The sequence below is a fragment of the Psychrobacillus sp. FSL K6-2836 genome, from assembly GCF_038003085.1.
Lineage (GTDB): Bacteria > Bacillota > Bacilli > Bacillales_A > Planococcaceae > Psychrobacillus.
On the sequence record NZ_JBBOOM010000001.1, the window covers coordinates 2,201,498 to 2,213,620 of the forward strand.

The 12,123-nt window shown below is 35.8% G+C and carries 12 protein-coding genes; 10 read left to right on the top strand and 2 right to left on the bottom strand.

Translation table 11 applies throughout. The features are described 5' to 3' along the window. Positions 1–163 precede the first annotated feature (163 nt). The 7 genes from mnmE to MKY37_RS10295 all read left to right on the top strand — a co-directional run bounded on the left by mnmE (position 164) and on the right by MKY37_RS10295 (position 7,807). Positions 164–1,549: a tRNA uridine-5-carboxymethylaminomethyl(34) synthesis GTPase MnmE gene (gene mnmE / locus MKY37_RS10265; protein WP_340776677.1), complete on the top strand. Its 1,386-nt coding sequence runs from the start codon at positions 164–166 to the stop codon at positions 1,547–1,549. Between the two features lie 22 nt (positions 1,550–1,571). Further along, a complete protein-coding gene (gene mnmG / locus MKY37_RS10270) occupies positions 1,572–3,461 on the top strand; it encodes a tRNA uridine-5-carboxymethylaminomethyl(34) synthesis enzyme MnmG (RefSeq protein WP_340776679.1) in 1,890 nt (629 codons plus the stop codon). 23 nt (positions 3,462–3,484) lie between these two features. Next, a complete protein-coding gene (gene rsmG / locus MKY37_RS10275) occupies positions 3,485–4,201 on the top strand; it encodes a 16S rRNA (guanine(527)-N(7))-methyltransferase RsmG (protein ID WP_340776681.1) in 717 nt (238 codons plus the stop codon). A gap of 91 nt (positions 4,202–4,292) precedes the next feature. After that, entirely contained in the window at positions 4,293–5,162 is an 870-nt protein-coding gene (noc, locus tag MKY37_RS10280; RefSeq protein ID WP_340776684.1) for a nucleoid occlusion protein, read from the top strand. Positions 5,163–5,298: 136 nt separating this feature from the next. After that, a complete protein-coding gene (locus tag MKY37_RS10285) occupies positions 5,299–6,060 on the top strand; it encodes a ParA family protein (RefSeq protein WP_340776686.1) in 762 nt (253 codons plus the stop codon). Then, positions 6,053–6,889 carry a ParB/RepB/Spo0J family partition protein gene (locus MKY37_RS10290; protein ID WP_340776688.1) on the top strand — a complete coding sequence of 279 codons (837 nt, stop codon included), beginning with the start codon at positions 6,053–6,055 and terminating at the stop codon, positions 6,887–6,889. The genes MKY37_RS10285 and MKY37_RS10290 overlap by 8 nt, the downstream gene beginning before the upstream one ends. Before the next feature lie 213 nt (positions 6,890–7,102). Next, on the top strand, positions 7,103–7,807 hold the full coding sequence (locus MKY37_RS10295; RefSeq protein ID WP_340776690.1) for a DUF554 domain-containing protein: 705 nt from the start codon (positions 7,103–7,105) through the stop codon (positions 7,805–7,807). On the opposite strand, the gene yyaC is transcribed toward MKY37_RS10295, so the two are convergent. Then, a complete protein-coding gene (yyaC, locus tag MKY37_RS10300) occupies positions 7,763–8,374 on the bottom strand; it encodes a spore protease YyaC (protein ID WP_340776693.1) in 612 nt (203 codons plus the stop codon). The two genes, MKY37_RS10295 and yyaC, sit on opposite strands and share 45 nt — an antisense overlap. Before the next feature lie 66 nt (positions 8,375–8,440). Between yyaC and MKY37_RS10305 the strand changes: the two genes are divergently transcribed. The 3 genes from MKY37_RS10305 to ychF all read left to right on the top strand — a co-directional run bounded on the left by MKY37_RS10305 (position 8,441) and on the right by ychF (position 10,805). After that, on the top strand, positions 8,441–9,259 hold the full coding sequence (locus tag MKY37_RS10305) for a mechanosensitive ion channel family protein (protein WP_340776696.1): 819 nt from the start codon (positions 8,441–8,443) through the stop codon (positions 9,257–9,259). A 42-nt stretch (positions 9,260–9,301) separates the two neighbouring features. Then, entirely contained in the window at positions 9,302–9,502 is a 201-nt protein-coding gene (locus tag MKY37_RS10310) for a DUF951 domain-containing protein (RefSeq protein ID WP_340776698.1), read from the top strand. Positions 9,503–9,704: 202 nt separating this feature from the next. Then, on the top strand, positions 9,705–10,805 hold the full coding sequence (gene ychF / locus MKY37_RS10315) for a redox-regulated ATPase YchF (RefSeq protein ID WP_340776700.1): 1,101 nt from the start codon (positions 9,705–9,707) through the stop codon (positions 10,803–10,805). Positions 10,806–11,443: 638 nt separating this feature from the next. On the opposite strand, the gene MKY37_RS10320 is transcribed toward ychF, so the two are convergent. Beyond that, complete coding sequence (locus MKY37_RS10320) at positions 11,444–11,995, bottom strand: DUF3267 domain-containing protein (protein WP_340776702.1); 552 nt, start codon at positions 11,993–11,995, stop codon at positions 11,444–11,446. Positions 11,996–12,123 lie beyond the last annotated feature (128 nt).

Sequence of the window (12,123 nt, forward strand, 5' to 3'; positions counted from 1 at the left end):
ATATTCATCCTATGTCTAACTTTAGGTACTTTTGTTCATATATGTAAAAGTATCTATACTTCTGATTTTGGTTGTTTTATGGTATTGTTATAAGTTAGATAGTCGTGTTCGTTTTTGTTATACACATGTGGATATGTATGGATTTGTAAGGAGGTGGACACCTGTGGAATTTGATACAATAACTGCTATTTCGACTCCAATGGGAGAAGGCGCCATTGCAATAGTGAGATTAAGTGGATCTAGTGCAATAGCTATAGCAAATAAAATATTTCGTTCGCCAAACGGAAAAGATTTATTTGAGCAGAGTTCTCATACCATTCACTACGGACATTTAGTTGACCCTAAAACGGATGAGGTTGTAGAGGAAGTTATGCTGTCCTTAATGAAAGGTCCAAAAACGTTTACAAGAGAAGACGTAATTGAGATAAACTGCCACGGGGGACTAGTTTCTGTTAATCGAGTACTACAGTTAGTATTGATTAACGGAGCTCGACTTGCAGAACCAGGTGAGTTTACCAAACGTGCTTTTTTAAATGGAAGAATTGATTTGTCACAAGCTGAAGCAGTAATGGATTTAATAAGAGCAAAAACAGATAAAGCAATGAATATTGCATTAGGACAAATGGACGGTCGATTATCAAGGCTTATTGCAACATTGAGGCAAGCACTCTTAGAGACTTTGGCACAAGTAGAAGTAAATATCGATTATCCAGAGTACGATGATGTGGAAGAAATGACACTTCCACTGATGATCGAAAAATGTACTTGGGTCAGCCAAGAAATCGATAAATTACTTTTGACATCATCCCAAGGTAAAATACTAAGAGAAGGGCTATCTACTGCGATTATCGGTAGGCCAAATGTAGGGAAGTCGTCTCTATTAAATAGTTTAATACAAGAAAATAAAGCAATTGTGACGGATATAGCAGGAACAACGAGAGATATTATAGAAGAATACGTTAATGTACGCGGTGTTCCATTAAAGTTGGTTGATACTGCTGGAATTCGAGAAACAGAAGATATTGTGGAAAGAATTGGCGTAGAAAAATCTAGACAGGTACTTAAAGAAGCAGATCTTATATTGCTTGTATTAAATAGTGCTGAACAGTTAACGATGGAAGACCGAAGATTGTTAGAAGCAATTGAAGGAATGGATTATATCCTAATTATCAATAAAACTGATTTACCAACCGAAATAGATATAGATGAAGTAAGAAGCTTATCAGGTCATAAACGTATAGTGACCACTTCTTTGCTACAAGAAGAAGGTGTAGATGAATTAGAAGAAGCAATTGCCTCACTATTCTTTGAAGGTTCAATCGAAGCTTCAGATCTGACTTATGTTTCGAATGCCCGTCATATATCATTATTAAACTTGGCAAAATCTACTATTACGGATGCATTAGAAGCTGCACAGAGTGATGTACCTGTGGATATGATACAAATAGATGTTACTAGAACATGGGAGATATTAGGTGAAATAACAGGAGATACAGTAGAAGAAAGTTTGATTGATCAACTGTTTTCACAATTTTGTTTAGGAAAATAAAACACGAAAGGAAGTTACGAACATGCCGAAGTTTGAAGCAGGCAAGTTCGATGTGATTGTTGTAGGAGCAGGACATGCAGGCGTGGAGGCAGCATTAGCAGCTGCTAAAATGGGTGCAAATACCTTAGTTCTAACAATTAATCTTGATATGATTGCATTTATGCCTTGTAATCCATCGATCGGAGGACCTGCAAAAGGAATTGTTGTGCGTGAAATAGATGCACTTGGCGGGGCCATGGGAAAAGTTATAGACAAAACACATATTCAAATGAGAATGCTGAACACAGGGAAAGGACCTGCTGTTCGAGCACTACGTGCGCAAGCAGATAAAGTATTATACCAAAATGAGATGAAGCGACTTTTAGAGGAGCAAGAAAACTTAACGATTCATCAAGCTGTAGTAGAAGACTTAATAGTAGAGGACGATAAAATTGTAGGACTTGAAACGCAAGTTGGAGCAATTTATCGTGCAGAAACGGTCGTAATAACGACGGGTACTTTCTTACGTGGTGAAATTATTATTGGTGACTTGAAATATTCAAGTGGTCCAAATAATCAGCAGCCTTCCATAAAATTAGCGGACAGTATTCGTGATTTAGGATTTGATCTAGTCCGTTTTAAAACAGGGACTCCACCACGTGTAAACAGTAAAACAATAGATTATAGTAAAACAGAAATCCAACCTGGAGATGATGTTCCGCGAGCATTCAGTTTCGAAACAACTGAATTCATAATGGATCAATTACCTTGCTGGTTAACCTATACAAGTGAAACGACACATCAAATTATTAATGATAATCTACATTTATCACCAATGTATTCTGGTATGATTAAAGGAACTGGACCAAGATATTGCCCTTCCATTGAAGACAAAGTAGTTCGCTTTAATGACAAGCCACGTCACCAGATTTTCTTGGAGCCAGAGGGTAGAAATACACGTGAGGTTTATGTTCAAGGATTGTCTACAAGTCTTCCAGAACATGTTCAACGCCAGCTTTTAGCATCTGTTCCAGGACTTGAAAATGCGGAAATGATGCGTGCTGGATACGCAATTGAGTATGATGCAATGGTACCAACACAATTATGGCCGACATTAGAAACTAAAAAAGTAAAAAATTTATATACTGCAGGTCAGATCAATGGGACTTCTGGTTACGAAGAAGCAGCAGGTCAAGGCTTGATGGCAGGAATAAATGCAGGTTTACGAGCACTTAAGAAAGAAGAAAAAGTGTTAAGTAGATCAGAAGCGTATATTGGTGTACTAATTGACGACTTAGTAACGAAAGGAACAAATGAACCTTATCGTTTACTTACTTCACGTGCAGAATATCGTTTATTACTTCGTCACGATAATGCCGATTTAAGACTTTTAGAAATCGGATATGAAATTGGCTTAGTTCCAGAAACACGATATAATAAGTTCTTAGAGAAAAAGAAAAGAATAGAAGATGAGTTAGTTCGTTTACGATCTACAATGATAAAACCAAATGAAATGACCCAAGCTTTAATACGAAGCGTGGATGGTAGCGAATTGAAAGATGGGATTCGTGCAGCAGATCTGTTAAAACGAACTGAAATGAACTATGATTTAGTAGCTCAATTATCACCTTCTGAGGTAGAATTAGTTCTAGAAGAAAAAGAACAAGTAGAGATACAAGTTAAATATGAAGGGTATATTGAAAAATCTCTTCAGCAAGTAGAAAAACTTAAAAAAATGGAAGACAAAAAAATTCCTGAGAATATTGATTATGATGCAATCAATGGTATTGCTACAGAAGCAAAACAAAAACTGATGCAAGTCCGTCCGTTGTCGATTGCTCAAGCATCTCGCATTTCAGGAGTAAATCCAGCCGATATTTCTATTCTTCTTATATATATTGAACAAGGAAAAATAGCAAAAGTCACTGGATAGTCTAAAATGATAAGGAGAACTACATGAACGAAGAACAATTTGTACAAGCCCTTCATGAAAAAGGAATAGATTTGAGTAGTACACAAGTAAAACAATTTCAAACTTATTTTAAGTTACTAGTGGAATGGAATGAAAAGATGAATCTAACAGCAATAACTGATGAAGCATCTGTTTATTTAAAGCATTTTTTCGATTCCATTAGTGCTTCTTTTTATGAAGATTTCACAGGGAAATACTCTATTTGTGATGTTGGAGCAGGAGCAGGTTTTCCTAGTATTCCTTTGAAAATTTGTTTTCCTAATTTAAGTGTCACAATTGTAGATTCTTTAAATAAAAGAATTCAATTTTTAACTCATCTTAGTCAAGAACTTGGACTAACAAATGTTCATTTTGTCCATTCCCGTGCAGAAGACTTCGGACAAAATAAAGAATATAGAGAAAATTATGATATCGTCACTGCGAGAGCTGTCGCGAGGCTTTCCGTGTTATCTGAACTTTGTCTTCCTTTAGTGAAAGTTGGAGGAAAATTTATAGCGATGAAAGCAGCTAGCGCATCCGAAGAATTAAAAGATGCTTCCAAAGCATTATCCGTTTTAGGTGCGGAAAAAGCTGCAGATTATTCATTTCTGTTACCAATAGAAAATAGTGAAAGAACGTTGTATGTCTTTTCTAAAACTAAAAGCACACCGAAAAGATACCCTCGAAAACCAGGTATTCCAAACAAAACACCAATTATTTAATGAGGAACGTTCCACGTGAAACATTTAAAGTATAATTATTTTAATCGTGAATATTTTGTGTATAGAGTTTCGAAAAGGTGGTGCGGGTAAGATGAAAAGTCCTTTTTCACGTTTTTTTGGGAGTTCTGAAAAACAAGGGCAGGAAGAAATGATCGAGCCGAGGCAAAATCATTTAGAAGAAGTTTTAAATATAGCAATTGAGAAAATAGTACCTAACAGATATCAACCGAGAACTGTTTTTGATGATGAAAAAATAGAAGAATTAGCAAGAACTATCCATACACACGGCGTGATCCAACCAATCATAATCCGGAAGATGGATGATGAAAAATACGAGATAATTGCTGGAGAGCGTCGCTTTAGAGCGATGACCAAGTTAAAATGGGCTGAGGTTCCAGCAATAATTCGTAATTTAAGTGATAAAGAAACTGCTTCGATTGCATTAATAGAAAACTTACAGCGTGAAGAACTAACAGCTATAGAAGAAGCGGTAGCTTATCAAAAACTATTGAAATTGCACGATTTAACACAAGAAGCACTGGCACAACGTCTAGGTAAAGGTCAGTCTACAGTTGCAAACAAACTGAGATTACTAAAGTTGCCTCAGGAAGTTCAAGAAGCTATTATGAAAAAAGAACTTTCGGAAAGACATGCACGCGCATTAATGGCTATTAAAGAAAAAGATACACAACTAGAACTGATGAACATGTCAATTGAAAAACAATGGAATGTTAAGCAGCTAGAAGAAAAGGTTAATGAAATTATTAACCCACCATTAAAAAATGGTAAAAAGGATAAATCAAAAAGAAAAGTAGTAAGTAAAGATGTCCGTATTGCATTAAATACGATTAAACAATCTTTATCGATGGTAACTAAAAGCGGTATTAATATAAAAACTGAAGAAGAAGATACAGATGAATTTTATCAAATTACTGTAAAAATACCTAAAAAGAAATCATAATATACTATCTTATTTCAACTCTCGCATATAATTTGCGAGAGTTTTTCTTTTATAACAAGAATAACACCCATTTTTCTTTCGAAATTTGATAGAATATAGTAGTGGTTATTAATTTAGTTAGAAAGTAGGTGCAAGTGTGGGAAGAATTATAGCAATCGCCAATCAAAAAGGTGGGGTAGGAAAGACAACTACATCTGTGAATTTAAGTGCCTGCCTTGCATACTTGGGGAAAAAAGTATTACTAGTTGATATAGATCCACAAGGAAATGCATCAAGTGGGGTAGGGGTTAATAAAGGTGAGATTCAGCAATGCATTTATGACGTACTCATTGATGATGTTAGTGTTAAAGAAACCATCCAAGAAACAAAAGTTGAAAATTTATATATAGTTCCTGCTACTATTTCTTTGGCCGGTGCAGAGATAGAATTAGTATCTACCATATCCAGAGAAGTTCGCTTAAAAAGAGCATTGCAGGAAGTACAAGATCTTTATGATTATATTGTTATAGACTGTCCACCATCGCTGGGGTTATTGACGATCAATTCATTAACTGCTTCTGATGCAATCATTATCCCGGTACAATGTGAGTTTTACGCTTTAGAAGGTTTAAGTCAATTGTTAAGTACTATACGTTTAGTTCAAAAGCATTTAAATAAAAATCTCTCAATTGATGGTGTGTTATTAACAATGTTTGATGCGCGTACAAATTTAGGTATTCAGGTAATTGAAGAAGTAAAAAAGTATTTTCAAGATAAAGTGTATAAAACAATTATTCCTAGAAATGTCCGACTAAGTGAGGCACCAAGTCACGGGGAACCAATTATCATCTACGATCCGAAGTCTAGAGGGGCAGAAGTTTATTTAGAACTAGCGAGGGAAGTGATTCGTAATGGCTAAAGGATTAGGAAAGGGTATTAATGCGCTTTTCCCAGGAGAAGATTTAGATCAAGTAGAACAAGTTGAGCAGATTTTCATAATAGATATTAAACCAAATCCTTTTCAACCACGTAAAATATTTGACGAAGAAGCTATGAAGGAACTTTCCGAATCTATTAAGGAACATGGCGTACTACAACCAATTATTTTAAGGAAAAAAGGTTCGAAGTTTGAAATTGTAGTAGGCGAAAGAAGATTCAGAGCATCTCAGTTAGCAAATTTAGAAGTAATTCCCGCTGTGATAAGAGAGCTTAATGACCAGCAAATGATGGAACTTGCAATTCTTGAAAATCTTCAAAGAGAAGATTTAACAGCAATTGAAGAGGCAGAGGCTTATCAAAATTTAATAGAACATTTAAACTTAACTCAAGAACAACTTGCTTTTAGATTAGGGAAAAGTAGACCACATATAGCAAATCATATTCGTTTACTATCTTTACCTCAAGTTGTTAGAGAAGCAATCTCTGATGGTATTTTATCAATGGGACATGGGAAAGCACTTCTTGGATTAAAGAAGAAAAAATCTATACCATTAATCATGCAAAAGTCAATTAAGGAAAACTTAAATGTGAGGCAACTAGAGGCTTTAGTTCAGCGTTTAAATGAAAATGTTCCACGTGAAACAAAAAAGATTCAAAAGGATATCTTTACGAAAGAAAAGGAATCTGAGTTAAGAGAAATATTCGGAACTCCTGTTTCTATTGTTAAAAACAAGGATAAAGGTAAAATTGAAATTGAGTTTTATTCAGATGATGATTTAGAAAGGATATTGCAATTATTAGAAGATTAAGAACCTATTCCTTAGGCAATGCCTAGGAATAGGTTATATTTTTACCCCGTTTTAACTGGCAGTAAGACTTCCACTTCAAAGCAAGGTTAAAGTAACGTGGTGTATGTGGAAGATCGACTGCCTGTAAAAGCCTGATTGATTCAACTAACAATCAGTGGGGATAGAGAACACACTGGTTGAAGTTTCACTTTATTATTGGAATGAGGCATGGTAATGGTTTTATTAGGGACATTGGTAAATGCTATCTTAATAGTAGTAGGCGCATTAATTGGTAGATTATTAAAAGGAATTCCTGAAAATATGAAGCAAACAGTTATGAATGCAATAGGAATAGTAGTTGCTTTACTAGGTATCCAAATGGGGTTAGAAAGTGATAATTTTGTATTAATTATTATTTGTATTGTTTTCGGGGGCGTTATAGGTGAATGGATTGATTTGGATAAATGGTTAAATCAATTTGCTCAGTATTTAGAAGCTAGAATGGGATCTAAAAAGAAAGGTGGAGGCATAGCACAGGGATTTGTTGCAGGAACTTTAATATTCGTTATAGGAGCAATGGGAGTACTGGGAGCGCTTAACGGAGGCTTACAAAACGACCATGAACTATTAATCAGTAAAGGGATAATTGATGGGTTTACCTCTATTGTTCTGTCTGCAACTCTAGGGATAGGTGTCCTTTTCTCTGCGATTCCTGTAGCTATCTATCAGGGAGTAATTGCAATTTTTGCTACCCAGATTACAAAAATAATACCAGAAGCTGCACTTGAAATGTTTCTTCAAGAAATGACAGCTACTGGTGGTATTATGATTATTGCAATTGGACTTAATTTGTTGGGGGTAACAAAGGTAAGAGTTGCGAATCTATTGCCAAGTTTAGTTATTGTCGGTATTGCTGTTGCTATTATTTATAACTTTTAAATTATAACGATGCCACGCTAAAAGTAGAGAACGAGAGATGACTCTTCCCATTTCGTAAGTTAGATGAAGCCGAGTACTTTGTAAAACATTATATTCCATGAAACCTCCGATATTTACGATTGCTTTAATAGAGATTTCTCCGATTGGAGGTAATTCTTTTTTTACTGCTTTGCCTGGATATAAGGGACCAGGGTGAACGATAATTTGTCCAATATTATTTGCATTCCCTAAGCAAGCATCTATAGCTATAATATAAGGGGCTTTTGGAGAGCTTCGGATTGTCTCCGTAATTTCTTCAATGTTTAGTGCATGCAAAGGATTATCCAACGTACCGACAATTTCAAATGGAAATGACTTAAGTTGTGATAAGAAAGAACCTGTCATCGGCCCAAGTGCATCTCCGGTAGAGCGATCGGTACCAATACAACAAAAAACTAGATTTGGGTGGTCAAATGGTATTTGTTCTATAAAGTAGTTGCTTAATCGCCAAATTGCGCCTGTTTCCTTATAATAAATTGTAGAAGGTTCGGTAATAGTAGTAGCAGAAGAGTTCATATAATTACTCACTTTCTTTTTAGAGTCAGTATATGCATCTAGGAAATTATTTATTCAAGTGAGGTGGAAACAACTAGTATGGAAGCAACAATTCAAAATTTGAAGGATTATTTATTTAAAGAAGAAACTTGGATACAACTTGGGCTTGATGTTATTAAAATAATACTTATTTTATTGGTAACTGCTATTGCGATAAGAGTTGGTAAACGCATTATCCAAAAGTTTTTCTTAGTCAGACAAAGAAGCCCCTTAGGGTATTCAGAGCGTAGGCAAAATACATTAATGAAGCTTCTTCAAAATGTGTTAACTTATGTTGTGTATTTCAGTGCTATTATAGCCATTTTGACTATATTTGGTATAAAAGTGGCCGGATTGCTTGCTGGTGCAGGAATTGTTGGTCTAGCAGTTGGTTTTGGTGCTCAAAGTTTAGTGAAAGATATCATTACTGGATTTTTTATAATATTTGAAGATCAATTTTCGGTGGGGGACCAAGTACAGATAGGGACAGCCAATGGAATTGTTCAGGAAATAGGTTTACGTACAACAAAAGTGAAAAGTTATACAGGGGAACTTCACATAATTCCAAATGGTAGCATTTTGGTCGTTATAAACTATTCGATTTATAACTCCTTGGCTTTAATAGATATTAGCGTTGCACCTGAAAATGATATTCCATCAATGGAAAAAAACATTGAGGAATTTCTTAAAGAATTACCTAACAAATATGAAGAACTCGTTAAAACACCTAGTTATCTTGGAGTACAAAGTTTCGATGCAACCGAAATAGTTGTACGATTTACCGCTGAGACTATACCTACGAAACAAAACAGTGTAGCGAGAAAAATTAGAAGAGATTTAATAGATTTCCTTGAACAAAAAGGCATTAAAATTTCATAACTCCAATGATTGTTTACTAAAGAAAAATAAGTAGGTGATAAAATGGAAAAGAAACAATTTCAACTAAATGATATAGTAGAAATGAAGAAACAGCATCCATGTGGAACAAATGCTTGGAAAATCATTCGTATGGGAGCTGATATTCGTATTAAATGCGAGGGATGTCAACACAGTGTAATGATACCAAGGAAAGAATTTGAAAAGAAGATGAAGAAGCTTATTGTGCAAGCCGATGCAGAGTAATGATAGACTTTTATCGCTAAAATCAATATAATGAACAAGTTGTATATAAAGTGAAACTTCAATCAGTAACCATTCGGGCAGTTACGGGCAGTTATCTCCCACTATGCTTTATTGCTCGAGCACAACTTTAAAGTGGGAGTCATACTGCCCGTTTATGCGGGATAGAGTTTAAAGTTTAAAATTATGAAGGGCTGTGACATATATGGCGTTAACTGCTGGAATAGTAGGATTACCAAACGTAGGAAAATCTACATTGTTTAATGCAATAACAAAAGCTGGAGCACTTGCAGCAAACTATCCATTTGCTACTATCGATCCCAATGTAGGGGTAGTTGAAGTACCTGATGCACGTTTAGATAAATTAACAGAATTGGTAGTACCAAAGAAAACCGTTCCTACTGCGTTCGAGTTTACGGATATCGCAGGAATTGTCGAGGGTGCAAGTAAAGGAGAAGGACTTGGAAATAAATTTCTTGCCCACATCCGTGAAGTAGATGCAATCTGTCAGGTTGTTCGTTGTTTCGAAGATGAAAATATCACGCATGTATCCGGAAAAGTGGATCCAATTTCTGATATTGAAGTGATTAACTTAGAGTTAATATTAGCAGATCTAGAAAGCGTAGATAAACGCCTTGCTCGTGTAACTAAAATGGTAAAACAAAGAGATAAAGAGGCGCTTGCAGAAGAACCAGTTCTTACTCGCTTAAAAGAAGCTTTTGAAGCAGGAAAATCAGGTCGTTCGGTTGAATTTACAGAAGAAGAGCAGCGCGTAGTGAAAGGCTTTCATCTGTTAACAACGAAACCAATGCTTTATGTTGCGAACGTTTCAGAAGATGATATCATGGCTGATAGCGAAAATGAATATGTACAAAAAGTACGTGCATTTGCTGCTGAAGAAGGCGCACAGGTAATACTTATATGTGCAAAAATTGAAGAAGAGATGGCAGCACTAGAAGATGAGGAAAAAGCTATGTTCCTAGAAGAATTAGGAATTAAAGAGTCTGGGTTAGATCAGTTAATCAAAGCTTCTTATTCATTAATAGGTCTAGCAACTTACTTTACTGCCGGAGTGCAAGAAGTACGTGCTTGGACATACCTAAAAGGTATGAAAGCTCCTCAATGTGCCGGGGTTATCCACTCTGACTTTGAAAAAGGATTTATTCGTGCGGAAACAGTTGCATATGACGATTTAGTTGAAACTGGATCAATGGCTGCTGCAAAAGAAGCTGGTAAGGTTCGTTTAGAAGGAAAAGAATATATCGTACAAGACGGAGACGTTATGTTGTTCCGCTTCAATGTATAATAAGCAGAAAAAGGATTAGTGAAAAATCACTAATCCTTTTTTATAGATAAGAAAGTATATAATTTATCGTGCTGCGAATCAAGTGTCCATAGTACTTTAAAGAATTAATCGATACAACTGATTTGCGTTACAGGTGGACGCGTTCCGCGGGCGTTGCCTCAGCCTCCTCGCTACGCTGCGGGGTCTTCACCTAACGCTATTCCCGCTGGAGTCGCCACCTTACACTCCAATCAATTAAACGAGTAGTACCTAACAAGAAAGTTTAGCATAGCTTATCGCTTAGTTGATAGATTAGTCAAAGGTTAATATTGGGATAAGACCTTCTGCCTAATCAGGGATATTTTGTTGTAATCAAGGATGAAGAAAATTGATTTTCTTTTACAAAATTCCCTTTTATCTTTACTTATTTTAGATAGAACAGGTATACGTATGTGGCTTTATTCCAATTACTCGATTATTTAAAGTGGATCTAATTGATTGGAGCGCAGAGCGGCGACTCCAGTGGGAACAGCGCGAGCTGAAGACACTGAACTGAACGCCAGCGAGGGAAGCGGCTGAAGCCGTGCCCACGGAAAGCGCCCGCTCGGAGGCGAAATCAATTGCATCTCTACATTATTATTTTTTAAGGACCGGGCTTTTTACCCGGTTTTTCTTAATACATATAACCTAGGTTTCACTGGATCATCTTTAATCAATAAATCGTTTGGATATTTTCTGAGCTCTTTATACATAGCAAAGTCTCCAGCAGCACCAGCGATTAGCCAAGCACCTAAAAGAACAAGCATAAGGGAACCTATCCAAAAGCCCATAATCATTGGTAAAACACCAGTAACCCAAAAAGGAAGTAATAATGCCTTTTTCATGGCACTGTTTTGTAACGCAATAGTAGTAGTAGCATAGGCTACACCCATTTGAAGATTAACCCCATAATCCATACTACTCCAAGGTGCTTTACCAAAAACCCAAAATCCAACAAGGTGAAAGCATTCGTGCAAGACGATTAATACTACGTAACCGATAAAGAACCAGAGGAAGTTCCAAAACGAGAAAGTTATTTCTGTTACATTAGATAACCAAGGAAATAGAATTAGTCCTATTATAGATAGACCCACAGTTAATCCAATACTAAACCACGCGACCTTTTTTAGATTAATATCAATTACAACTAACGTTTCTTCATTTTTTTCCATATAATCCTCCCATTTTAAATAAATATACATGAATGAGTAAAATAATGACAATCATCCTTGATACGTTTGATAAACTATGTTACAATTCATTGATGTGAGTAATAGAATTACTTGCTCCTTGTCGGCTT